The 23,276-nt window shown below is 72.1% G+C and carries 18 protein-coding genes and 1 pseudogene; 8 read left to right on the plus strand and 11 right to left on the minus strand.

The genetic code is table 11. The annotated features are described in order from the left end of the window. Positions 1-981 (minus strand): annotated as a pseudogene (locus ABZ464_RS12405) (ATP-binding cassette domain-containing protein); the annotation flags it as partial. 212 nt (positions 982-1,193) lie between these two features. On the opposite strand from ABZ464_RS12405, the gene ABZ464_RS12410 reads away from it, so the two are divergent. From ABZ464_RS12410 to ABZ464_RS12420, 3 genes are all read left to right on the plus strand, one after another. Further along, entirely contained in the window at positions 1,194-2,168 is a 975-nt protein-coding gene (locus tag ABZ464_RS12410) for a 5'-3' exonuclease (RefSeq protein WP_359275028.1), read from the plus strand. 148 nt (positions 2,169-2,316) lie between these two features. Beyond that, a complete protein-coding gene (locus ABZ464_RS12415) occupies positions 2,317-3,162 on the plus strand; it encodes a siderophore-interacting protein (RefSeq protein WP_359274811.1) in 846 nt (281 codons plus the stop codon). Positions 3,163-3,286: 124 nt separating this feature from the next. Then, positions 3,287-4,828, plus strand: coding sequence for an amino acid permease (locus ABZ464_RS12420; protein WP_359274814.1), 1,542 nt, complete (start codon positions 3,287-3,289; stop codon positions 4,826-4,828). 33 nt (positions 4,829-4,861) lie between these two features. Here the strand turns inward: ABZ464_RS12420 and ABZ464_RS12425 are convergent, their stop codons facing one another. Continuing rightward, positions 4,862-5,443 (minus strand): GNAT family N-acetyltransferase, encoded by a 582-nt coding sequence (locus tag ABZ464_RS12425; RefSeq protein WP_359274817.1) that lies wholly within the window; start codon positions 5,441-5,443, stop codon positions 4,862-4,864. Positions 5,444-5,603: 160 nt separating this feature from the next. Between ABZ464_RS12425 and ABZ464_RS12430 the strand changes: the two genes are divergently transcribed. After that, a complete protein-coding gene (locus tag ABZ464_RS12430) occupies positions 5,604-6,551 on the plus strand; it encodes an RluA family pseudouridine synthase (protein WP_359274820.1) in 948 nt (315 codons plus the stop codon). 18 nt (positions 6,552-6,569) lie between these two features. On the opposite strand, the gene ABZ464_RS12435 is transcribed toward ABZ464_RS12430, so the two are convergent. The 6 genes from ABZ464_RS12435 to ABZ464_RS12460 form a co-directional block, all read right to left on the minus strand. Beyond that, positions 6,570-8,057: a cytochrome P450 gene (locus ABZ464_RS12435; protein ID WP_359274823.1), complete on the minus strand. Its 1,488-nt coding sequence runs from the start codon at positions 8,055-8,057 to the stop codon at positions 6,570-6,572. A gap of 64 nt (positions 8,058-8,121) precedes the next feature. Next, positions 8,122-8,742 (minus strand): ATP/GTP-binding protein, encoded by a 621-nt coding sequence (locus ABZ464_RS12440; protein ID WP_359274826.1) that lies wholly within the window; start codon positions 8,740-8,742, stop codon positions 8,122-8,124. Beyond that, on the minus strand, positions 8,723-9,133 hold the full coding sequence (locus ABZ464_RS12445) for a DUF742 domain-containing protein (protein WP_359274829.1): 411 nt from the start codon (positions 9,131-9,133) through the stop codon (positions 8,723-8,725). Before ABZ464_RS12445 ends, ABZ464_RS12440 begins: the two co-directional genes overlap by 20 nt. Beyond that, on the minus strand, positions 9,130-9,537 hold the full coding sequence (locus ABZ464_RS12450; protein ID WP_055638917.1) for a roadblock/LC7 domain-containing protein: 408 nt from the start codon (positions 9,535-9,537) through the stop codon (positions 9,130-9,132). Before ABZ464_RS12450 ends, ABZ464_RS12445 begins: the two co-directional genes overlap by 4 nt. Further along, positions 9,534-11,168, minus strand: a complete 1,635-nt coding sequence (locus ABZ464_RS12455; RefSeq protein ID WP_359274832.1) for an ATP-binding protein — start codon at positions 11,166-11,168, stop codon at positions 9,534-9,536. The genes ABZ464_RS12450 and ABZ464_RS12455 overlap by 4 nt, the downstream gene beginning before the upstream one ends. 272 nt (positions 11,169-11,440) lie before the next feature. After that, positions 11,441-12,085, minus strand: coding sequence for a TetR/AcrR family transcriptional regulator (locus ABZ464_RS12460; RefSeq protein ID WP_359274835.1), 645 nt, complete (start codon positions 12,083-12,085; stop codon positions 11,441-11,443). Between the two features lie 160 nt (positions 12,086-12,245). Here ABZ464_RS12460 and ABZ464_RS12465 point away from each other — a divergent pair, with 160 nt between their 5' ends. Genes ABZ464_RS12465 through atzF form a run of 4 tightly spaced genes read left to right on the plus strand, consistent with a single transcriptional unit; the run spans position 12,246 to position 18,854 of the window. Further along, entirely contained in the window at positions 12,246-13,073 is an 828-nt protein-coding gene (locus ABZ464_RS12465; protein ID WP_359274838.1) for an urea amidolyase associated protein UAAP1, read from the plus strand. After that, the gene (locus ABZ464_RS12470; RefSeq protein WP_359274840.1) at positions 13,070-13,669 is read left to right on the plus strand and encodes an urea amidolyase associated protein UAAP2; all 600 of its coding nucleotides are present in this window, start codon (positions 13,070-13,072) and stop codon (positions 13,667-13,669) included. Before ABZ464_RS12465 ends, ABZ464_RS12470 begins: the two co-directional genes overlap by 4 nt. Beyond that, positions 13,666-17,172 (plus strand): 5-oxoprolinase/urea amidolyase family protein, encoded by a 3,507-nt coding sequence (locus tag ABZ464_RS12475; RefSeq protein ID WP_359274843.1) that lies wholly within the window; start codon positions 13,666-13,668, stop codon positions 17,170-17,172. The genes ABZ464_RS12470 and ABZ464_RS12475 overlap by 4 nt, the downstream gene beginning before the upstream one ends. Before the next feature lie 14 nt (positions 17,173-17,186). After that, a complete protein-coding gene (atzF, locus tag ABZ464_RS12480) occupies positions 17,187-18,854 on the plus strand; it encodes an allophanate hydrolase (protein WP_359274846.1) in 1,668 nt (555 codons plus the stop codon). Here atzF and ABZ464_RS12485 read toward each other — a convergent pair. The 3 genes from ABZ464_RS12485 to tatC form a co-directional block, all read right to left on the minus strand. Then, the gene (locus ABZ464_RS12485) at positions 18,830-19,159 is read right to left on the minus strand and encodes a beta-Ig-H3/fasciclin (RefSeq protein WP_359274849.1); all 330 of its coding nucleotides are present in this window, start codon (positions 19,157-19,159) and stop codon (positions 18,830-18,832) included. The two genes, atzF and ABZ464_RS12485, sit on opposite strands and share 25 nt — an antisense overlap. Before the next feature lie 120 nt (positions 19,160-19,279). Next, positions 19,280-22,135, minus strand: a complete 2,856-nt coding sequence (locus ABZ464_RS12490; protein WP_359274852.1) for a DEAD/DEAH box helicase — start codon at positions 22,133-22,135, stop codon at positions 19,280-19,282. 142 nt (positions 22,136-22,277) lie between these two features. Beyond that, positions 22,278-23,237: a twin-arginine translocase subunit TatC gene (tatC, locus tag ABZ464_RS12495; RefSeq protein ID WP_359274855.1), complete on the minus strand. Its 960-nt coding sequence runs from the start codon at positions 23,235-23,237 to the stop codon at positions 22,278-22,280. Positions 23,238-23,276 lie beyond the last annotated feature (39 nt).

Consider the following 23,276-nt stretch of genomic DNA (forward strand, 5'->3'; position numbering starts at 1 on the left):
GTCGCCGAGGAGACCGACCAGGCGGCGCCTGGGCACGACCCCTACGAGCCCGCGCCCGCCGTCGAGGACGGCGACCGGGTGGGACAGCCGGGCGCTGAGCGCGCACAGCGCGGTGAACGGGGTGTCGGGGGTCGCGGTCTCGCAGCCGCAGTCGGCCTCGTCGCCGCGGACGTGGGGGTCCATGACGGCGGAGGCGGTCAGCACCCGGGAGCGGTCGACGTCCTGGATGAAGGAGGCCACGTAGTCGTTCCCCGGGCGCAGCAGGATGTCCTCGGCCGTGCCGGTCTGCACGATCCGGCCGTCGCGCATGACGGCGATGCGGTCACCGAGGCGCATGGCCTCGTTGAGGTCGTGGGTGATGAAGACGATGGTCTTCTTCAGGGTCTGCTGGAGGGTGAGGAGCTGGTCCTGCATGTCGCGGCGGATCAGCGGGTCCAGCGCGCTGAAGGACTCATCCATGAGGAGGAGGTCGGCGTCGGTGGCGAGGGCGCGGGCGAGGCCCACACTCCCCCAGTGCCTCAAGGGCAATGCCGTGACTCTGTTGGTGATCTTGTCCGGGGTGCTGACGGTGGGGCCGTAGGCGGCGTTGTCGAGGACGCTGCGGTGCGGGAAGAGCGCGAAGTGCTGGAAGACCATGCTGATCTTCCGGGCGCGGACCTCGCGCAGGTCACGGCCGCTCAGGGCGGTGAGGTCGCGGCCGTCGAAGAGGACGCGTCCGGCGGTGGGTTCGAGGAGTCCGTTGAGCATGCGCAGCAGGGTGGACTTGCCGGAGCCGGACAGGCCCATGACGACGAAGATCTGGCCGGGGTCGACGGTGAAGGAGGCGTCGATGACGGCGGCGGTGGTGCCGTCGGCGCGCAGTTCCTCCCGTGCGGCTCCCTCGCGGAGCCGTTCGACCGCCTCGTTCGCCTGGTTCTGTCGTCCGCTCTGTCGTCCGCCGAACACCTTGAAGAGATCTTCGGCCTCAAGCCTCGCTGACACGCTTACCCACTCGTTCGGGGACAGGGACGGAGGGCGTCGGCGTGTGCTGGTGCAACCCGATGCCGCTCCGGGGCCGCGCCTGCCCTGGCCCATGGGCGACAAACGCACAAGTGTCCCAGCTCACAAGCCATGCCGCACAAGCCGCGTGGGAGATGTTCACACCTGCCACGGGAGTGAATACCGGCCGGTCACCGGGGCACCCGTGCGGCATGATGCGAGTCGTGACCGGACGACTGATGCTCCTCGACACCGCCTCGCTCTACTTCCGCGCCTACTTCGGCGTCCCGGACTCCGTGAAGGCCCCGGACGGCACGCCGGTGAACGCCGTGCGCGGACTGCTCGACTTCATCGACCGCCTGGTCAAGGACCACCGGCCCGACGAGCTGGTGGCCTGCATGGACGCCGACTGGCGCCCGAAGTGGCGGGTCGACCTGATCCCCTCCTACAAGGCGCATCGCGTCGCCGAGGAGCGTCCGGCGGGCCCGGACGAGGAGGAGGTGCCGGACACGCTCTCGCCGCAGGTGCCGGTGATCGAGGCGGTCCTGGACGCGCTGGGCATCGCGCGCGTCGGCGTCGCCGGGTACGAGGCGGACGACGTGATCGGCACGTTCACCGCGCGGGCGACGGGCCCGGTCGACATCGTCACCGGCGACCGCGACCTGTATCAGCTCGTGGACGACGCGCGCGGGGTGCGGGTGCTGTACCCGCTCAAGGGCGTGGGCACCCTCCAGACGACCGACGAGGAGTGGCTGCGCGAGAAGTACGGCGTCGACGGGCCCGGGTACGCGGATCTGGCGCTGCTGCGCGGCGACCCGAGCGACGGACTGCCGGGGGTGCCGGGCATCGGGGAGAAGACGGCGGCCAAGCTGCTGGCCGAGTTCGGCGACCTGGCCGGGATCATGGCGGCGGTCGACGACCCGAAGGCGAAGCTCACCCCCTCGCAGCGCAAGCGGCTGGACGAGGCGCGGCCGTACGTCGCGGTCGCGCCGAAGGTGGTCCGGGTCGCCGGCGACGTCCCGCTGCCGGACGTGAACGTTTCTTTGCCCCACGCGCCGCGGGACGGGGCGACACTGGAGGAGCTCGCGGCGCGCTGGGGGCTCGGCGGGTCGCTGCAGCGGCTGCTGCTCACGCTGGGCGCGTCCGGGTCAGCCGGGGCGGCGGGGGCGTCCGGGGCGTCCGGGGCGTAAGCATTGTTCTCGCCGTACGGAATGACATGTGCGACGACGGAAAGCCATCCTCGACAAGAGAGGTGAATCCACCTCTCCCAAGAGAGGCATCACCGGGGGGAGAGATGCTAACTTAGGTAAACCTAACCATAGAACATGGGAGGCCGTCATGGCAGAACGTCCGGCACGGAAGCCGCGCAAGCCCCACTCCGCGCAGGTCGTCCGCACCGAACGGCTGACCCCGCACATGCAGCGCGTGGTGCTCGGCGGCGAGAGCCTGGCCGAGTTCTCGGCGGGCACCTGCACGGACCACTACGTGAAACTCCTCTTCGGCCCCGAGGGCGTGACCTACCCGGAGCCCTTCGATCTGGAGCGGATCCGCGCCGAGTTCCCGCGCGAGCAGTGGCCCGTGACCCGGACGTACACCGTGCGGGCCTGGAACCCCGAACACCGTGAGCTGACCCTGGACTTCGTGATCCACGGCGACGAGGGCCTGGCCGGGCCGTGGGCGGCGCGCGTCCAGCCGGGCGAGACCGTCCGTTTCATGGGCCCCGGCGGCGCGTACGCCCCCGACACCGCCGCCGACTGGCATCTGCTCGCCGGTGACGAGAGCGCCCTGCCCGCGATCGCGGCCGCCCTGGAGTCGCTGCCCTCCGGCGCGGTGGCGCACGCCTTCATCGAGGTCGACGGCCCCGAGGAGGAGCAGAAGATCGACTCCGACGTGGAGGTCGTCTGGCTGCACCGCGACGGCCGGCCGGTCGGCGAGCGGCTCGTCGAGGCCGTGAACGCGCTGGAGTTCCCCGAGGGGCGTGTGCAGGCGTTCGTGCACGGCGAGGCGGCGGCCGTGAAGGAACTGCGCCGACTGCTCCGCGTCGACCTGGCCATCCCGCGCGAGGACCTGTCGATCTCCGGCTACTGGCGGCTGGGCCACAACGAGGACGGCTGGCAGGCCGCGAAGCGGGAGTGGAACGCGCGCGTGGAGGCCGAGCAGGAGGGCGCGGCACCGGCCGCGTAGCCCTCCCGCCGGGGGAGCGTGAGGAGTTGGGCCCGCCCCGGACATGACGGCGTGACACCTGCGAAACAGGGCGTCCCTAATTTCTGTCGCCCGACAGGAATTCGCGCCCAAGGCAGGTGCCGCCGTGACGACCAGCTCCCCCGCCGACGTACGCCCCGACCCGCCGCACTCCCCCGCCCCCGCCGGCCACCCGGCCGGCGACCGCTCCCTCGCGGAGTTCGGCTACCGCCAGGAGCTCCACCGCAGCCTGGGCCGGTACGCCTCGTTCGCCGCGGGGTTCTCCTTCATCTCCGTCCTGACCACCGTCTTCCAGTTCTTCGCCTTCGGGTTCGCCTTCGGCGGCCCCGCCTTCTTCTGGGCCTGGCCGGTGGTGTTGGTCGGGCAACTGCTGGTGGCCGCCTGCTTCGCGGAACTGGCGGCCCGCTATCCGATCTCCGGCGCGATCTACCAGTGGTCGTCGCGGCTGTCGACGCCGTCGTTCGGCTGGTTCGCCGGCTGGATCATGGTGATCGGGCAGATCGTCGTCGTCGCGGCGGCGGCGCTCGCCCTGCAGATGGTGCTGCCGGCGATCTGGCCCGGCTTCCAGCTGATCGGCACCGACGCCTCGCCCGTCTCCCCGGACGGCGCGGCCAACGCGGCGGTGCTCGGCGTGGTCCTGCTGGCCCTCACCACCCTGGTGAACGTCGTCGACAACCGAGTGATGTCGGTGATCAACCGGGTCGGCGTGACCGCCGAGATCATCGGCGCCGTCCTCATCGTCGTCCTGCTGCTCACCCACTCCGAGCGCACGCCCGGCATCACCTTCCACACCACCGGCGCCGCGCAGTCGGGCCTGTTCGGGGCGCTCGCGGTGGGCTCGTTCACCGCCGCCTACGTGATGATCGGCTTCGACAGCGCGGGCGAGATGAGCGAGGAGACCCACAACCCCCGCCGTACGGCGCCCCGTACGATCCTCACCGCGCTCGGCGCCGCCGGACTGCTCGGCGGACTGATCGTGCTCGGCGGACTGCTCGCCGCCCCCAGCCTCACCGACGGGCGCCTCGGCGTCGACGGACTCTCCTACGTCCTCACCAGCAGCCTCGGCGACGGCGTCGGCAAGGCGCTCCTCGCGGACGTGGTGGTCGCGATCGCGGTGGCCACGCTCGCCATCCAGACGGCGGCCTGCCGGATGCTGTTCTCCATGGCCCGCGACGGCCGGCTCCCGTTCTCCGCACGCCTCGCCCGGGTGAACCCGCGCACCGGCATGCCGAGCGCCCCCGCCCTCGTCGTCGGCGTCCTCGCGGCGGCCCTGCTCCTGCTGAACTTCGCCTCGCCGGACGCCTTCCTCGCCATCGGCACCACCTGCATCGTGATGCTGTACCTGGCCTACGCGATGGTCACCGGCCCGCTGCTGGTACGCCGGCTGCGCGGCGGGTTCTCCTCGGCCGGCACCGACGAGACCGGCGCCCCGCTGTTCTCCCTCGGCCGCTGGGGCATCCCCGTCAACGCCCTCGCCCTGCTCTACGGCCTGCTGATGACCGTCAACCTGGCCTGGCCCCGAGCCGCGGTGTACGACCCGGCGGGCGGCCACTGGTACTTCCAGTGGTTCACCGTGCTGTTCCTCGCCGCCACACTCGCGGTCGGCGTGGCCTTCCGGGCGTACCGGGCCCGGAAGCCGGTGTCCTAGAGGCAGACCTCGTGCGCGTGGAGGGCGGCCGGCTCAGTCGCCCTGCACGCGTGCGTGCAGATGCATGTCGTGCCAGCCGTCCTGGTGGAGCACGGCGCTGCGCTTGGTGCCCTCCAGCGTGAAGCCGGCCTTGACGGCGACGCGGCAGGAGGCGTTGTTGCCGGTGGCGTGCATCAACTCCAGGCGGTGGAAGCCGATCTCGTCGAGGGCCCAGCGGGCGAGCGCCGTCGTGGCACGGGCCGCTATGCCCCCGCCACGGGCCTGCGGCGCGGTCCAGTACGCCATCTCGGCCGTGCCCTCGCTCAGCAGGATCTCGCGCAGCGCCACCCGCCCCCGCACCCGGTCGGTGTCCGCGTCGACGACGGCCCACTGCGCGTTGCGCTCACCGCTCCAGGCCTGCTGCCACTCCTCGATCCAGCCGGCGACCTCCTCCAGGGAGTCGGCCGACCTGATGTGCCACTGGTGCATCAGCGGATCCTGGAAGACGGCGTGCACGACGGGGGCGTCCTCGGCCCGCCAGGGGCGCAGGACCAGTCCGTCTCCGGTGGGGAGGACGGGCTGGGGGGAGTTCGACAGGGTTCCGGTCGGCAGCACCGGATCGGTGGTGAAGGGCATGACGCGCATCCTGCCAACGGGCCCCTGACCGGCCAACGGGTTTTCCGGCCCCACGCCCCGGCCCCGCGTCCCGGCCACGCCCAGCCCTGCCCGGCCCCAGCCCCGGCCTCGCCCGAGCACGCCGTCGACGCCCTGCCCCGCCCCCGTACCCTGGACTGCGATGAGACGCCGTACCCCTCCCCCGCCCTCCCCCCTGCCGCAGCGCGACGGGATCGATCCGGTGCGGGTGCGGTTGCCTGGCGAAGGGGACTGGGTCACCGTCCGGGACCATCTGGTGGAGCGGCTCAGCGGGGCGGGCGCCGGGGTCGTCGACGGGATGCTGCGGGCCGGGCTGGTGGTCGGCGCCGACGGGGCGGCGGTGGCGCCGGACGCCCCGTACGTACCGGGCATGTTCGTGTGGTTCCACCGGGAGCTGCCCGCCGAGGTGCCGGTGCCGTTCCCGCTGGAGATCGTGCACCGCGACGAGCACATCGTCGTCGTGGACAAGCCGCACTTCCTGGCCACCACCCCGCGCGGCAGCCATGTCACCGAGACCGCGCTGGCCCGGCTCAGACGGGAACTCGGCATCCCCGCCCTGGGCGCCGCGCACCGCCTGGACCGGCTCACCGCCGGGCTCGTGCTGTTCACCGTCCGGCCCGAGGAGCGCGGCGCCTATCAGACGCTGTTCCGCGACCGGCGGGTGCGCAAGGTGTACGAGGCCGTCGCCCCCTACGATCCGGCGCGGGCGTGGCCGGTGACCGTGCGCAGCCGGATCGTGAAGGAGCGCGGCACGCTGACCGCGTTCGAGGTGCCGGGGGAGCCGAACGCGGTCAGCGACATCGAGCCGGTCGAGCACCGGGCGGACGGACTGGCCCGCTACCGGCTGGTCCCCCACACCGGTCAGACCCACCAACTGCGCGTACACATGTGCGCGTTGGGCGTGCCGATCCTCGGCGATCCCCTCTACCCGGAGGTCGCCCCGCCCGGGCCGGCCGGTGACTTCCGGCGCCCGCTGCAACTGCTGGCGCGGGAGCTGGAGTTCACCGATCCGGTCACCGGCGCGGAGCACCGGCTGCGCAGTGGCAGGGCGCTGGAGTCCTGGGTGTCGTACGCCCGTTGGGCCGCGTAGCCGCCGAGTCGTGGTGGCTCAGTAGCCCCGCCACCAGAGCAGGAACCGCTGCCAGGCGCCGAGGCGGCGGGGCGGCTGCGGGGCGGGTTGCGGGGCGGGCGGCACGGGTTGCGGGGCGGTCACCGGCTCGGGGGCGGGGGGCGCGGGCCTGGGGTCGATGTTCAGCGGGCGGAAGGCGCGCTGCGGCGGGACGACCGCCGCGTGGGTCGGCCTGAGCTTGACGTCCTGCTGGGGCTTCGGGTCGAAGTCCACGGGCAGCGCCACCAGGTGCCGGGAGGCGATCGACGTCGTCCAGCGCAGCTCGTCCTCGTCGCAGGCGAGCTGGATGTCCGGCAGCCTGGACAGCAGCGCGTCGACGCCGACGTCGGCGATGGCACGGCCGATGTCCTGCCCCGGGCACTCGTGCGGGCCCCGGCCGAAGGCGAGGTGGGAGCGGTTGCCCCGCATGTGGGCGGAGAGGTCGGGGCGCACCCGGGGGTCGACGTTGCCGGGGGCGGGCGCGAAGAACAGCCCGTCGCCGGCGCGGATGCGCTGGCCGCCCAGCTCGGTGTCCTGCTTGGCGATGTAGCCGAAGATCGTGCTGAACGGCGGTTCGTCCCACAGGGACTGCTCGACCGCCTCGGGCACGGTCATCTCGCCGCCGTTGAGCCGGGCGATGAAGCGCGGGTCGGTCAGGACCATGCGCAGCACGTTGGACAGCAGGTTGACGGTGGCCTCGTAGGCGGCGAAGAGCACCAGACGCAGGTGTTCGCGGACCTCGTCGTCGGTGAGTCCGGCCGGGTGGGCGATGAGATGGCTGGTGAAGTCGTCGGCGGGTTCGGCGCGGCGGCGGGTGGTGAGCCGGCTCAGCGCGTCGACGACGTACCCGTGGCTCTCGACGGCGGTCTCGCTGCCCTTGAGCGCGTCCCGGGCGCAGGCGACCATCTTGTCGTTGTACTCGTCGGGCATGCCGAGGAGCTGACACATCACGGCCATCGGGAGGTGCTCGGCGAACTGGCGGACCAGGTCGGCCCGGCCCTCCTCGCAGAAGCGGTTGACCAGGGTCTGCGTGGCCCGGTAGATGTACCGGCGCACACTGCGCTCGTCGAGGGTCTCCATGGCCGCGGTGACCGCGCTGCGCAGCCGCTTGTGCTCCTCGCCCTCGGCGTGGGCGCAGATGGGCTGCCAGGCGATGTGCGGCATGTACGGGTGGTCGGGCCTGACCTTGCCGTCGCGCTGCGGCGCCCATTCCCGGGTGTCCTTGGTGAACGTCGAGGGCGTACGCAGCATCTGCAGGTTCTCGGCGTGACCGAGGACGATCCACATCGGCAGGTCGTCGTGGAGCAGGACGGGCGCCACGGGGCCGTACTGCTCGCGCAGCTGCTCGTACAGCGCGCCGAGGTCCTCCGCGCCGGGGCCGTAGAGCCGGGTCAGTCCGCCGGGCCCCTTGACGTGGGCGGGGCAGCCGGGCGGCGGGTCCAGGGCGAGGTCGCGGGGTCCGGTCGTCGTGGGGTGTTCAGGCGTCACAGGGGTCGCTCCGAAACTGTGGGGGATCCGTTGTCGGGGGGGGTGAGCAGGGGTGGCTCGGGGGTCAGGTGAGGCTGCCCCTGAGCGAGAGGGTGTGCAGGAACCGCATCAAGGTCATCAGGACGTCCCGGCTGGAGGCGCGGCGGCGGGCGTCGCACTCCACGATCGGCACGTCGGGGGCCAGGTCGAGGGCGGCCCGCAGGTCGTCGAGGGGGTAACGGGGGCCGTCGGGGAAGGTGTTGACGGCGACGACGAAGGGCACTCCGCCCTCCTCCAGCCGTCCCATGACCTCGTAGCTGACCTCCAGGCGGCGGGTGTCGACCAGGACGACCGCGCCGAGGGCGCCTTCGAAGAGGCCGTTCCACAGGAACCAGAAGCGTTCCTGGCCGGGCGTGCCGAAGAGGTAGAGCACCACCTTGTCGGTGATGCGGATGCGCCCGAAGTCCATGGCCACGGTGGTGGCGGTCTTGGTGTCGGAGCCGAAGTCGTCGTCGACGCCGATCCCGGCCTGGGTCATGGTCTCCTCGGTGGTCAGCGGCTTGATCTCGCTGACGGCGCCGACCATGGTCGTCTTGCCGACGCCGAAGCCGCCCACGATGACGATCTTCGCCGCGGCCGTGGTGGTCTGCGGGAGCTGGTCCTCGGCCCGTGGGCCAGGGACCGTGTCAGAGCCTTTGAAGTCCATGCATCACCGCTTCGAGCAGGGATCGGTCGGGGAGCTTCTGCCGGACGATCGGGGCGCGTGCCTGGACCAGTTCGGCCGCCAGCATCTCGGTGAGCAGGACCGTCACCACGCTGAACGGCAGGCCGAGGTAGGCGGACACCTCGGCCACCGACAGGGGGGCGGCGCACATGCGCAGCACCACGGTCTGTTCGGGGGTGGCGGACGAGGAGGGTTCGGCACACGCCACGATTAACGTCACGAGGTCGAGCGGCGCCCGCTCCCCGTCGGGTCCCGTGATCGTGTAGAGCCGTTCGGGCTGCTTCTCCCCGTCCTCGGGGGATTCCGGGGGCGGGACCGGTGCGGGGGGCGGGGGCGGCAGGGGTTGGCGCCGCCGGCGTTGCGGAGGCGTCATACGGTCTGCCCGTTGCGGCGGGGCGGGCTGGTCAGATGGGCGCCGATGCGGACGACGAGGTCGCGCATGGAGGCACTCATCCGGCCCGGTTCGCAGCAGACGTCGGAGAGGACGGCGAGATAGGCGTTGGCGCCGGCGGACATCATGTAGAAGTAGCCGCCGTCCATCTCGATCATGATGAGGTTCATGTCGCCCTCGACGCACTCCATCTCCTGGGCGATGGCGGTGGCGAGGCTCTGCATGCCCGCGCAGGCGGCCGAGACGCGGTCGGCCGCGTCGGGTTCACCGGCGTAGCGGGCGATGCGCAGACCGTCGGAGGAGAGCACGACGATCATCTCGATGCCCGGGACGCCGTCGTAGAGCTCCTTGAGCACCCAGTCGAAGTTCTGGCGCTGCTGGATCACGTGAGGTCCCCTTCGTCGTCGGCCTCGGGCGGCTTGGGCTTGTCTTCGATCAGGTGCAGGTATGCGGTGGGGTTGCGGGTGAAGTCGGTGGGGTGCACGCCCGGCGGGGCGATCTTCTTCAGTCCCTCCCAGAAGGCCTCGAAGGCCACTCCGGGTTCCTGCTTCTTCTTCTTGGGCTTGGGCGGTTCGGGCCGGGCCTGGGCGAACGGGTCGGGCTTGCCCTCGCGTTCGGCGCGCTCGGCGGCCTCCTGGGCGGCGTACGCCTCGGCGTAGCGCTGGCTGATCGGGACGATCGCCTTGGAGCGGCGCTGCGGCAGGCCCTTGTCGGTCCACTCGGTGATCACGGGCACGTCGTCCTCGAGGGAGACGTTGGCCGGGATCTTCGGGTTGGTGGGCCGGCGCCGCTTGGGCGGGCGCTTGGGTCCCTCGAGGTTGCTCAGGTCGATCTGCGCGGCGCCGGCGCCGATGCCGTGGGCGTAGCCGGGTGCCGGTTCGTTGGTCATCATCTCGCGGGGCACGACGAGGACGGCGCGGACGCCGCCGTACGCCGAAGTGCGCAGCGACACCTGGAGGTTGAAGGAGGTGCACAGCCGGCCGACGACGGCGAGGCCGAGGCGCGGGGCGCCGCCGAGGTCCTGCATGGTGACGCCGCGCATGGCGTCGTCGAGCATCCGCTCGGTCTTGGCGCGGGCCTCCTCGCTGAGGCTGACGCCGGAGTCCTCGATCTCGATGGCGATGCCGGTCTGCACCTCGACGGCGTTGACGTGCACCTTGGACTGCGGCGGCGAGAACCGGGTGGCGTTGTCGAGGAGTTCGGCGATCGCGTGGATCAGGGGTTCGACGGAGATGCCGCGGATGTTGACCTTGGCGATGGAGTTCAGCTTGATGCGGGGGTACTCCAGGATCCGGGACATGCCGCCGCGCAGCACGCTGTAGAGCGGGACCGGCTTGGGCCAGCTGCGGCCGGGGCGGCCGCCGCCGAGGACGCCGATGGAGTCGGCGAGGCGGCCGATCATGGAGGTGCCGTGGTCGATGCGGAGCAGGTCGTCGAAGACCTCGGGGTTGCGTCCGTGGTCCTCCTCCATCTCCCGCAGTTCCGCGCACTGCTGATGGACGATCGCCTGGACGCGGCGGGCGACGTTGACGAAGGCGCGCTGGAGGGAGTCGCGCAGGGCGTTCTCGTAGTCGAGGGCGTCGAGGAACCTCTTGACGAGGGCGCGCTGTCCGTCGCCGATCTCGCGGAAGAACGGTTCACGCTCACCCAGGTGGTGCATCACCTCCTCGGGGGAATTTCCGCCGCGGACCCATTCCACGGCGAGGGGGACCAGCTCCTTGGCGATGAACTTGTTCTCGTCCTGCTGGGCGGCGAGGCGCATCTCGAGGTGGGCGGCGCGCTGCTCCGACGCCGCGAGCAGTTCCCAGAGCCGGCGGCGGCGGCGCCGGGCGTCGGCCCCCGCCGCGGTGATGAGCAGGGTGGCCACGGCTCCGCAGACGCCGACGGTGAGCCGTGCCTGCCCCGCCACCAGGGCGACGGCGGCTCCGGTCACCGCGGCCATCAGTATCGCCGGCAGCAACAGCAGTCGGGCGAAGGAAAGTTCTCGGCGACCGGGTGGGGACTGAACACTCACCATGTGGGCACCCTCTGTAGGGATCTGTCGGTATCTTCAGAGCATTTGGGAACAGACGCACGAATACACCGCAACTCGGTGCGCCGCGGGCGAGCTTAGTCCGACCGGATCATCGCTGTGTCATATTCGGCAACCCTCTGAAACCGGCCGTGCGAGTGGAGTAACCTCAGCCCATTTACACACTCAGGCACCAGTCGAACACGTAAGGTAATGGTGCACGGGTGTGCGAGAAGCGGCCCGCCCGGACGGGTGAGCCGGTCACTCCCAGGCGGTGTTCAGGCCCCGGTGATGCGCAGCGCCGCGTCGGCGGTGGCGCGGGCGAAGTCGGAGACGGGCCGCTCGGGATCCGAACGGTGGACGAGGATGACGCCCTCGATGAGCCCGAAGACCAGATCGGTCCGCAGATCCAGCTCGCCCTTGGCGAGCCCGCCGCCCACCGCCGTCGCGGCGATCAACTGCCGGTAGGCGTCCTTGAGTTCGGCGCGCACCGCATGGAAGCCGGCGAACCGCTCGGTGCGCACCTCGGGCAGCAGATAGAGCCCGCCGAGGTTGTGCGGCCCGCCGCACAGCAGTTCCACGTCGGTGCGGCACAGCTCCCACAGCCGCTCCTCGGCCGCCCGCCCGTCGTCGGCGAGCAGCGCGCGGGCGTAGGTCAGCGAGGGCGTGACGGTGGACTCCAGCAGGTCGGCGAGGAGTTCCTCCTTGCCGGAGACGTAGTGGTACATCGAGGCCTGGCGCATACCGGCCCGCTCGGCGACCGCCCGGGTGGTGGTGGCGGCGTAACCGCGCGTGGTGAACAACTCCGCGGCGGCGGACAGGAGTTCGGCGCGCGGTTCAAGGCCGCTGTCCGGCCGCTGCGCGGCCCGCGGCCTGCCGACCCGGCGTCCGCCGCGTCCCTCGCCTGCGTGGTTCGTCCCCATGCATTCGATCCTCGCACAAGGCAGCGTACGGCGATCTTCGCGAGGGCTGCCGGTGAGGGCTCGGTAACCGGGTGGCAACGGACCCGCAATCCCGGCGACCCGACCCGGCCCTAATTTCTGTCAAGCGACAGAAATTACCCCCGTCAGAGGGAGGCCCGCGATGGCGGCGACAGCGACCACGTACGGGGCACGCGCCCACGCCCGAGCCCAGGAGGGCACCCGGGCCGAGGCCATGCCCGTCGTCCCGGCGGCCGACTGGCCGGCCCCGCCCTGCGAGGCGGGCCACCTGGTGTGGGCCGAGACCGTGGCGGGCGGCAACTACACCCACCGGGTCCTCGCCCGCGGCACCGAACTGCGCCTGACCGACCTGCGCGGCGACGCCTGCGCCCATCTGCTGCTGTACGTGGACGGCCGCCCCTGGGAGCGGCTGAACGTCGCCGACACGGTCAAGGTCCAGTGGAACGCCTACCTCGGCGAGGGCGTGCTGCTCCTGTCCGACCAGGGCCGCGTCCTCGCCTCCCTGATCGCCGACACGTCCGGCCGGCACGACGCCCTCGCCGGCACCTCCACCCTCGCCCGCAACACCGCACGCTACGGCGACGGCACCCCCCAGGGCCCCTCCCCCGCCGGCCGCGAGCTGTTCAAGCTGGCCGCCGCCAAGAACGGCCTCGAACCCCGCGACCTGCCGCCCTCCCTCTCCTTCTTCCAGGGCGTCGCGGTACGCGAGGACGGCACCCTCGACTTCACCGGCTCGGCGGGCCCCGGCGGCAGCGTCACCCTGCGCGCCGAACAGGACCTCACCGTCCTCATCGCCAACGTCCCGCACCCGAGCGACCCCCGCCCCGACTACCTCAGCACCCCGCTGGAGGTCCTCGCCTGGCGCGCGGCCCCCACCCGGCCGGGCGACCCACTGTGGGACGCCACCCCCGAAGGCCGCCGCGCCTTCCTCAACACCGCCGAATTCCTCACCGCGAGGGGGCTCGTATGAAGACCGTCGTCCCGGCCCGCGCCGCCTGGTCCGCGATCGTCCGCCAGGGCGAGACGCTCACCGTCACCGACCTGCACGGCAACCAGGCCGTCGACTTCCTCGTGTACGACGCCCACGACACGTCCGTGCGCTACAGCGCCCCCGACACGATCCACGCCCAGGGCGGCATCTTCCTCACCACCGGCAGCGTGCTCATGTCCAACGAGCACACCCCGCTGATGACGGTGACCGCCGACGCGGTCGGCCGCCACGACACCGTCGGCGGCGCCTGCTCCAAGGAGTCCAACACCCTGCGCTACGGCCACCACACGCACGCCCAGCACGCGTGCGTGGACAACTTCCTCGCCGAGGGCGCCCGGCACGGCCTCGGCAAGCGGGACCTCGTCTCCAACATCAACTGGTACATGAACGTGCCCGTCGAGAAGGACGGCACCCTCGGCATCGTCGACGGCCTCTCCGCCCCCGGCCTCTCCCTCGCCCTGCGCGCCGAACGGGACGTCCTCGTCCTGGTCTCCAACTGCCCCCAGATCAACAACCCGTGCAACGGCTTCGAGCCGACGGCGGTGGAGATGACCATCACGGGGAGCGCCGGATGACCTTCTCCAAGCTGCTCGTCGCCAACCGGGGCGAGATAGCCGTCCGCATCCTGCGCACCGCCCGCGAACTGGGCCTGCGCACCGTCGCCGTGTACGCCGACCCCGACCGCTCGGCCCCGCACGTCCGGCTGGCCGACGAGGCGGTACGGCTCGGCCCGGCGCCCGCGAAGGAGTCGTACCTCGACGCCGACCTCGTCCTGAAGGCCGCCAAGGACACCGGCGCGGGCGCCATCCACCCCGGCTACGGCTTCCTCTCCGAGGACGCGGCCTTCGCCCGCCGCTGCGCCGACGCCGGGATCGTCTTCGTCGGTCCGACCCCCGAGCAGCTGGAGCTGTTCGGCGCCAAGCACACGGCCCGTGCGGCGGCGCAGGCGGCCGGGGTGCCCCTGGCCCCGGGCACCGGACTGCTGCCGGACCTCCCCGAGGCCCTCGCGCGGGCCGAGGCGGTGGGCTATCCGGTCATGCTCAAGGCCACGGGCGGCGGCGGAGGCATCGGCATGTCCGCCTGCCGCTCCCCCGGGGAACTCACCGACGCCTGGGAACGCGTCCAGCGCGTCGCCGCCGCCTCCTTCTCCTCGGCCGGAGTCTTCCTGGAACGGCTCGTGGAACACGCCCGCCATGTCGAGGTGCAGGTCTTCGGCGACGGCGAGGGGAAGGTCGTCACCTTCGGCGACCGCGACTGCTCCCTCCAGCGCCGCAACCAGAAGGTCCTGGAGGAGGCCCCCGCCCCCGGCCTGCCCGACCACGTGAGACGGCGACTCGCCGCCTCCGCCCGCGATCTGTGCGCCTCCGTCGGCTACCGCTCCGCCGGCACCGTCGAGTTCGTCTACGACGCGGCCCGCGAGGAGGCCTGGTTCCTCGAGGTCAACACCCGCCTGCAGGTGGAACATCCGGTCACCGAGGAGATCTACGGCGTCGACCTCGTCGCCTGGATGCTGCGCCTGGCGCGCGGCGAGCAGGACGTCGTCCGCGACCCGGGACCCCCGCGCGGACACGCCGTCGAGGCCCGCATCTACGCCGAGGACCCGAGCCGCGACCACCGGCCCGGCGCGGGCCTGCTGACCCGGGTGGAGTTCCCGGCCGGCGTCCGCGTGGACGGCTGGGTGGAGACCGGCACCGAGGTCACGACGGCGTACGATCCGATGCTCGCGAAGGTGATCGCCCACGGCGCCGACCGCGCCCAAGCGCTGCGCCGCCTTGACGAGGCGCTGGCCCGCACCCGTGTCGACGGCATCGAGACCAACCTGGGGCTGGTGCGGGCGGCGCTCGCGGACCCGCGGTTCACCACGGCGACCCACTCGACGGCCACCCTCGCCGAGGTGCACGACCCGACCCCGCGGATCGAGGTCGTCGCCGGCGGCACCCTCACCACCGTGCAGGACCGGCCCGGCCGCACCGGGTACTGGCAGGTCGGGGTCCCGCCGTCCGGCCCGATGGACGACCGCTCCTTCCGGCTCGGCAACCGGGCGCTCGGCAACCCCGAGGGCGCCCCCGGCCTCGAATGCACCCTCCAGGGTCCCTCGCTGCGGTTCACCCACCCCACGACCGTGTGCGTGACCGGCGCCCCGGCCCCGGTGACGGTCGACGGCACCCCGGTGCCCCAGTGGGAGCCGGTGACGGTCCCGGCGGGCGCCGTGCTGGAGGTCGGCGCGCCGGCCGAGCACGGTCTGCGCACCTACGTCCTGTTCGCGGGCGGCCTGGACGTGCCGTCCTTCCTCGGCAGCGCGAGCACCTTCACCCTGGGCCGGTTCGGCGGGCACGGCGGCCGCGCCCTGCGCACCGGGGACGTCCTGCACGGCGGCGGGGTCACCGAGGGCACCCCGGTCACCGACCGTCCGTCCTTCACCTCCGTCTGGCACCTCGGCGCCGTCGAAGGCCCGCACGCCGCACCGGAGTTCTTCACCGAGGACGACATCCGCGACTTCTACGCCGCCGACTGGAAGGTCCACTTCAACTCGGCCCGCACCGGGGTGCGGCTGGTCGGCCCCAAGCCGCGCTGGGCACGCACCGACGGCGGCGAGGCCGGTCTGCACCCGTCCAACATCCACGACACCCCGTACTCCGTCGGCGCCGTCGACTACACCGGCGACATGCCGGTGCTCCTCGGCCCCGACGGCCCCTCGCTCGGCGGGTTCGTGTGCCCGGCGACCGTCCTCAGCTCCGAACGCTGGAAGCTCGGCCAGCTGCGGCCGGGCGACACGGTCCGGTTCCGGCCCGTGGACGGGCACGGCGCGGCGCGCCCCGCGATCGTCGACGGCGGGATCCTCGCCCGGGACGGCGATGTCACCTTCCGCCGCAGCGGCGACGACAACCTGCTGGTCGAGTTCGGCCCGATGCAGCTGGACCTGGCCCTGCGGATGCGCGTCCACGCCCTGATGGAGGCGGTCACCGCGGCCGCCCTGCCGGGCGTCGGCGACCTCACCCCCGGCATCCGCTCCCTCCAGATCCGGACGGATCCGGCACGTCTCCCCCAGCACGAACTCCTCACGGCGGTACGGCGGATGGCGCGCGCCCTCCCGCCCACGGACGAACTCGTCGTCCCCTCCCGCACCGTCCACCTCCCCCTGTCCTGGGACGACCCGGCGACCCGCGAGGCCATCGCCCGCTACATGGCGGGGGTCCGCGAGGACGCGCCCTGGTGCCCGTGGAACATCGAGTTCATCCGCCGCGTCAACGGCCTCGCCTCGGTCGCGGACGTCTACGACACCGTCTTCGAGGCGGAGTACCTGGTCCTGGGGCTCGGGGACGTCTACCTGGGCGCCCCCGTCGCCACCCCGCTCGACCCCCGCCACCGCCTGGTGACGACGAAGTACAACCCCGCCCGCACCTGGACGGCCGAGAACTCGGTCGGCATCGGCGGCGCCTATCTCTGCGTCTACGGCATGGAGGGTCCCGGCGGCTACCAGTTCGTGGGCCGTACGACCCAGGTGTGGTCGCCGTGGCAGCAGCGCGGCGCGTTCGAGCCGGGCTTCCCGTGGCTGCTGCGCTTCTTCGACCGGATCCGCTGGTATCCCGTCGACGCGGACGAACTCCTCGACCTGCGCGCCGACCTGGTCTCCGGCCGGTTCGCGCCGCGTATCGAGGAGGGCACCTTCTCCCTGACCGACCACCAGGCTTTCCTGGCCGAACACGCCGAGTCCATCGCGGAGTTCCGGCAGCGGCAGCGGACGGCGTTCGCGGCCGAGCGGGACGCGTGGGAGGCGGCGGGCGAGTTCGCCCGCGCCGAGGCGGCGGCCGCGCCGCCCGCGCCCCCGGCCGAGGTGACCGTCCCGGCGGGCGGCCGGCTGATCGAGGCCGAGTTCGCCGCGTCGGTCTGGCAGGTGAACGTGTCGCCGGGCGAGGAGGTGGCGGCGGGGCAGCCGCTGCTCGCGCTGGAGGCGATGAAGATGGAGTCCAGGGTGCACGCCCCGACGGCCGGCGTGGTGGCGGAGATCCTGGCCCGCCCCGGCGACCAGGTGGAGGCGGGGACGGCGCTGCTCGTCCTGGCCCCGGCCGCGAAATGAAAGAGGAACAGGCGATGTCCACCACACTCTCCCGCGTCCGCGCCGCCTACGCCCGCATCGAGGCGGTCGACCGGCCGGAGATCTGGATCGACCTGCGCACGAGGGACGAGGTCGAGACGGAGGCCCGTGCCCTCGACGACCGCGTGGCGCGGGGCGAGCGCCTCCCGCTGGCGGGCCGTCTCTTCGCCGCCAAGGGCAACATCGACGTGGCGGGCCTGCCCACCACGGCGGCCTGCCCCGCGTACGCCTACCACCCCGCCGCCGACGCCCCCGTGGTCGCCGGTCTGCGGGCGGCGGGCGCCCTGCTCCTGGGCACGACGAACCTGGACCAGTTCGCGACGGGCCTGGTGGGCACCCGCTCCCCGCACGGGGCGGTACGCAACGCCGTCGACCCTTCACGGATCAGTGGCGGCTCCAGCTCCGGCTCGGCCGTCGCGGTCGCCCTCGGCCTGGTCGACTTCGCCCTCGGCACCGACACGGCGGGCTCCGGCCGGGTCCCCGCCGCCTTCAACGGCATCGTCGGCCTCAAACCCACCCGGGGCCTGGTCCCCACCGAGGGCGTGGTCCCGGCCTGCGCCTCACTCGACTGTGTGACGGTGTTCGCCCGCACCCTCCCGGAGGCGGAACAGGCCCTGTCCCACATGACGACGGGCCCGGTCCCCGCGTCCGTCCCCGCCCGCGCCCCCGGACCCTGGCGCATCGCGGTCCCCCCGCTCACCCAGCTCGGCGAGCTGGACGAGGGCTGGGCGCAGGCCTACGAGTCGGCGGTACGGCACCTCGAGGCGTCCGGGGCCGAGATCCGCCCGCTCGACCTCACCCCGTTCACCGAGGCGGCCGCGATGCTCTACGAGGGCGCGTTCGTCGCCGAGCGCTACACCGCCGTAGGCGCCTTTGTCGATAAATTGACCGAGGCGGGCGGTGTCGGCCTGGACCCCACCGTCGCCGGCATCATCACCCGCTCCCGGGACATCCCGGCCCACCGCCTCTTCGCGGACCAGGACCGCCTGGCCGCCCTGCGCACCCGCGCCCTGACCGGACTGGCCGACGCGGACGCCCTCCTCCTGCCCACCGCCCCCGGCCACCCCACCCTCGCCGAGGTCGCCGCCGACCCGCTGGGCGCCAACGCCCGCCTGGGCCGCTTCACCAACTCCACGAACCTCTTCGACCTGGCCGCGGTGGCCGTCCCGGCCGGCGAGGTGAACGGCCTCCCGTTCGGCGTGATGCTGATCGGCCCGGCCCACACGGACGAGCGCCTGGCACACATCGCCGGACGGCTCCAGCCGGAGACCCGCCTGGCGGTGGTAGGCGCCCATCTGACGGGCCAGCCCCTGAACCCCCAACTCCTGTCCCTGGGCGCCCGGCTGGACCGCACGACGACCACGGCCCCGGTCTACCGCCTGCACGCCCTCGACACGACACCGCCGAAGCCGGGCCTGGTGCACACGGAACAGGGAGGCGCAGAAATCGAGGTCGAGATCTGGCGCCTCCCCGCGGAGGGGCTGGGCCGCCTACTGGCGTCCCTCCCCCGTCCCATGACCCTGGGCAGGGTGGAACTGGCGGACGGCACCGCGGTCCCCGGCTTCCTGTGCGAACCGGGCGCCCTGACGGACGCCGAGGACATCACGCGGTACGGGGGCTGGCGGTCGTACCGGAAGGATCAGCACAGGACGGTCTTGCCGTAACTGCCGAAGACCCCCTCGTACACGAAGACCTGGACCGTGCCCTTGGCCATGACGTAACAGTTGCTGTCGCCGCCGTAGTCCACGATGACCTTGACGCTCATCTGGCTGGCGCACTTGTTCTGCAGCAGCACGTCGAAGCCGGCCGGCGTGGAGTACACCGTGCGGTTCACGCAGGAGGGGGCGGTGTCCCCCACGGCGGCGCTGGCGGTGGGGGCGGACAGGGTCAGACCGCCAGCGACGGCCGCGGTGACGGCCGCGACCCGGACGAACGAACTGCGCAGACGCAGGGACTTGGGCAGGGACATGGGCATGGTCTCCCTCGGGCATTCGCCGACCGCCGAGCGGCCGCTCGGCGGTGATGCCCCGATGGTCCGGGGAGCACCTTGCGCAAATCTTGCGCGGTGCTCCCCCTCCCGCTGCCGGTCTCAGCCCACCGACGAGTAGGCGACGACCCCGCGCAGCACCTGCTCGACGGCCTTCCGCGCGGCCTTGGCCACGGTCGAGCCCTCCACAGGAGCAGCGGCGGAGATCTGCCCCAGCACGTCGATGACCTGCTTGCACCACCGCACGAAGTCGCCGGCCGGCATCTCCGCCTCCCGCAGCACCTCGTCGAGCCCCTTCCCGGACGCCCACATGTACACGGCCCAGGCGAACCCGAGATCGGGCTCACGCTGCCCGACCCCCTCGGTCTGGTTGATCCGGAAGTCCTCCTCCAGGGCGTCGAGCCGCCCCCAGATCCGGACCATCTCCCCCAGCGCGGCCTTGGCCTTGCCGGACGGCAGCTTCGGCGCCATCGCGTCGTCCCCGACCCGCGCCTCGTAGACCAGGGCGGAGACACAGGCGGCCAGCTCGGCGGGGCCGAGCCCTTCCCACACCCCGGCCCGCAGACACTCGCTGGCCAGCAGATCCAGCTCGCCGTAGAGGCGGGCCAGCCGCTTGCCGTCGTCGGTGACCTCGTCGCCCCGCAGATAGTCGAGTTCGGTCAGCAGCGCGACGATCCGGTCGAAGGTCCGGGCGATGGTGTTGGTCCGCCCCTCGATCCGCCGCTCCAGCTGTGAGGTGTCCCGCAGCAGCCGGTGGTACCGCTCGGCCCACCGGGCGTGGTCCTCACGCTCGGCGCACCCATGGCAGGCATGCGCGCGGATCGCCGTCCGCAGCCGCGCGATCTCACGGTCGTCGGCGGCCTGCGACCGCTTCTTGCGGGCCCGCTCCGGCGGGATGTGCCCGGCCTTGGTGCGCAGCGCGGACGCCAGGTCCCGACGGGACTGCGGGGAGCGCGGGTTGAAGGACTTGGGGATCCGCATCCGCTCCAACGCCTCGACCGGCACCGGGAAGTCCATCGACGCCAGCCGCTTGACCTGGCGTTCGGCCGTCAGGACCAGCGGGCGCGGCCCGTCGTGCTGCTCGAAGCCGCGGTGCCCGTTGGCCCGCCCGGCCGGCAGCCCCGGGTCCAGGACCAGCGCCAGACCGGCGTACTTGCCCGTCGGCACATGGATGACGTCGCCCGGCTTGAGCTTCTCCAGGGCGACCGCCGCCTCGGCCCGGCGCTCGGACGCGCCCTGCCGGGCCAACTCGGTCTCCCGGTCCTTGAGTTCGCGCCGCAGCCCCGCGTACTCCTCGAAGTCGCCGAGGTGGCAGGTCATCGAGGCCTTGTAGCCCTCGAGGCCCTCCTCGTTGCGCTGCACCTGCCGGGAGATCCCGACGACCGAGCGGTCCGCCTGGAACTGCGCGAAGGAGGTCTCCAGCAGTTCCCGCGAGCGGTGCCGCCCGAACTGCTCGACCAGGTTGACCGCCATGTTGTACGACGGCTTGAAGCTGGAGCGCAGCGGGTACGTGCGGGTGCCGGCCAGTCCCGCGAGGTGGTCGGGGTTCATGGCGCGCTGCCACAGCACCACGGCATGGCCCTCGACGTCGATGCCGCGCCGCCCCGCACGACCCGTCAACTGGGTGTACTCGCCGGGGGTGATGTCGGCGTGCTGCTCGCCGTTCCACTTGACGAGCTTCTCCAGGACCACGGACCGGGCGGGCATGTTGATGCCGAGCGCGAGGGTCTCGGTCGCGAACACGGCCTTGACCAGCCCGCGGACGAAGAGTTCCTCGACGACCTCCTTGAACGTCGGCAGCATGCCCGCGTGGTGGGCGGCGATACCGCGCTCGAGGCCCTCCAGCCATTCGTAGTAGCCGAGGACGTGCAGGTCCTCGCGGGGGATCGCGGCCGTGCGCTCCTCGACGAGGCCGCGCACTTCGGCACGCGCGTCCTCGTCGTTGAGCCGCAGTCCGGCGTACAGGCACTGCTGGACGGCGGCCTCGCAGGCGGCGCGGCTGAAGATGAAGGTGATGGCGGGCAGCAGGCCCTCGGCGTCGAGCCGCTCGATGACCTCGGGGCGGCCGGGCGTCCACACCCGGGACCGCTGTCTGCGCTCGCGCTCCCGGTCCGCCTCGCGCATGGTGTTGCGGCCGCGTCTGCGGTCCTGGTAGGAGGGCCGGCTGGCCTCCATCCTGGCCAGGCGGGTGAGGTCGGGGTTGACCGCCCTGCGGTGGCCCTCGCCCTCCTCGAACAGGTCGTACATCCGCCGTCCGGCGAGCACGTGCTGGAACAGCGGCACGGGCCGGTGCTCGGAGACGATCACCTCGGTGTCGCCGCGGACGGTGTCCAGCCAGTCGCCGAACTCCTCGGCGTTGGACACGGTCGCGGAGAGGGAGACCAGGGTGACCGACTCGGGGAGGTGGATGATCACTTCCTCCCATACGGCGCCCCGGAAGCGGTCGGAGAGGTAGTGCACCTCGTCCATCACCACGTAACCGAGGCCGAGGAGGGTCTGCGAGCCGGCGTACAGCATGTTCCGCAGGACCTCGGTGGTCATCACGACCACCGGGGCGTCGGAGTTGACGCTGTTGTCGCCGGTGAGCAGGCCGACCTTCTCGGCGCCGTAACGGCGGCACAGATCGGAGTACTTCTGGTTCGACAGCGCCTTGATGGGTGTCGTGTAGAAGCACTTCTTGCCCTGTTGCAGGGCGAGGTGGACGGCGAACTCGCCCACGATCGTCTTGCCGGAGCCGGTAGGGGCGGCCACCAGGACGCCCTTGCCCGCCTCGAGTGCCTGACAGGCCTCGATCTGGAAGGGGTCGAGACCGAAGTCGTACATCTCGCGGAAGGAAGCGAGCGCGGTGGCCTGCTCGGCGGCACGACTGCGCGCCGCCGCGTACCGCTCGGCCGGGGAGAGGTCGTCTGTCATCGTGCTTTCGAGCGTACCGGGAGCCTGTGACAACAGGACGATCAATATCCCGATCAGCGGCTGTGAAACCTGTGATCGCGCAGTTCAGGGGCCTACTGTGCGTACTGCCCCGGCCACAGCGCGCGCCGGGACGCAGAAGCGGCCGGCCGCGCAGGGTGTGCGCGCCGGCCGCTCGGGCGTCAGGGGATCAGGTGACGTCGTCGTATCCGTTGACGCGTTCCGGGCCCGCCTGTTCCGGCAGGGCGCGGCTCGCCGACACGGACTCGACCTCGCCGATCGCCTCGGGGGTCAGATCCAGCTCGGAGGCCTCGTCGTCGGCGGGGGCCAGGGCGTCGCGCCGGCGCCTGCGACGGTCGTTCAGCAGCGAGAAGGCGGTCGCGCCGAAGTACAGGATCCAGATCGGACCGGCGAGGGCCAGCATCGAGATGGGGTCCGTGCTGGGGGTGGCGACGGCCGCGAAGACCGTGATGCCGATGATCATTCCGCGCCACCAGCCGAGCATGCGCGCGCCGGTGACCATGCCGGTCATGTTGAGCATGACGAGCAGCAGCGGCAGCTCGAAGGAGAGGCCGAAGACCACGACCATGCGCGTGACCAGCTGCAGCAGGTCGTCCAGCGGCAGCAGGTTGTTGACGCCGCCCGGGGTGAAGTCGATCAGCACCTTCGCGGTGGTCGGCAGCACCCGGTAGGCGAAGTAGCCGCCGCCCAGGAAGAGCGGTACGCCGGTGCCGACGAACCCGTAGGCATACTTGCGCTCGTGCTTGTGCAGTCCCGGCGCGATGAAGGCCCACAGCTGGTAGAGCCAGACCGGGGAGGCGAACACGATGCCGGCCATCAGGGAGACCTGAAGGGCGAGCGTGAACGGCGCGAGCAGACCGTTGATCGTGATGCTCGCGCACTTGTTGACGTCGTCGCCGTCCTTGAGCGCGGTCGCGATCTGCTCGAATGTCTTCCCACAGCCGACCGAGTCGAGGATCGGCTTGGTGAGGAAGTTGATGATGTCGTTGTAGAAGAAGGCGGCCACGACCGTCACGAGGACGATGGCCAGCATCGCCTTGGCGAGCCGGTTGCGCAGCTCACGAAGGTGATCCGCGAGGGGCATCCGCCCCTCGGGGTCCTTCTCCTCCTTGCGGGCAGACTTCAGCAACCCACGTTCCCATCTCGTACGGCGGGCCGGAGGTCACCG

The organism is Streptomyces sp. NPDC005820 (assembly GCF_040630255.1).
Taxonomy (GTDB): Bacteria; Actinomycetota; Actinomycetes; order Streptomycetales; family Streptomycetaceae; genus Streptomyces.

What these genes read in the sequence shown, in the direction of transcription:
- ABZ464_RS12460 (WP_359274835.1), bottom strand. Translation starts at nt 12,085, where the DNA reads ATGGGGACGAACCACGCAGGCGAGGGACGCGGCGGACGCCGGGTCGGC.
- atzF (WP_359274846.1), top strand. Translation starts at nt 17,187, where the DNA reads ATGTCCACCACACTCTCCCGCGTCCGCGCCGCCTACGCCCGCATCGAG.
- ABZ464_RS12455 (WP_359274832.1), bottom strand. Translation starts at nt 11,168, where the DNA reads ATGGTGAGTGTTCAGTCCCCACCCGGTCGCCGAGAACTTTCCTTCGCC.
- ABZ464_RS12430 (WP_359274820.1), top strand. Translation starts at nt 5,604, where the DNA reads ATGAGACGCCGTACCCCTCCCCCGCCCTCCCCCCTGCCGCAGCGCGAC.
- ABZ464_RS12485 (WP_359274849.1), bottom strand. Translation starts at nt 19,159, where the DNA reads ATGTCCCTGCCCAAGTCCCTGCGTCTGCGCAGTTCGTTCGTCCGGGTC.
- ABZ464_RS12470 (WP_359274840.1), top strand. Translation starts at nt 13,070, where the DNA reads ATGAAGACCGTCGTCCCGGCCCGCGCCGCCTGGTCCGCGATCGTCCGC.
- ABZ464_RS12410 (WP_359275028.1), top strand. Translation starts at nt 1,194, where the DNA reads ATGCGAGTCGTGACCGGACGACTGATGCTCCTCGACACCGCCTCGCTC.
- ABZ464_RS12425 (WP_359274817.1), bottom strand. Translation starts at nt 5,443, where the DNA reads ATGCCCTTCACCACCGATCCGGTGCTGCCGACCGGAACCCTGTCGAAC.
- ABZ464_RS12415 (WP_359274811.1), top strand. Translation starts at nt 2,317, where the DNA reads ATGGCAGAACGTCCGGCACGGAAGCCGCGCAAGCCCCACTCCGCGCAG.
- ABZ464_RS12440 (WP_359274826.1), bottom strand. Translation starts at nt 8,742, where the DNA reads ATGGACTTCAAAGGCTCTGACACGGTCCCTGGCCCACGGGCCGAGGAC.
- ABZ464_RS12465 (WP_359274838.1), top strand. Translation starts at nt 12,246, where the DNA reads ATGGCGGCGACAGCGACCACGTACGGGGCACGCGCCCACGCCCGAGCC.
- ABZ464_RS12445 (WP_359274829.1), bottom strand. Translation starts at nt 9,133, where the DNA reads ATGACGCCTCCGCAACGCCGGCGGCGCCAACCCCTGCCGCCCCCGCCC.
- ABZ464_RS12475 (WP_359274843.1), top strand. Translation starts at nt 13,666, where the DNA reads ATGACCTTCTCCAAGCTGCTCGTCGCCAACCGGGGCGAGATAGCCGTC.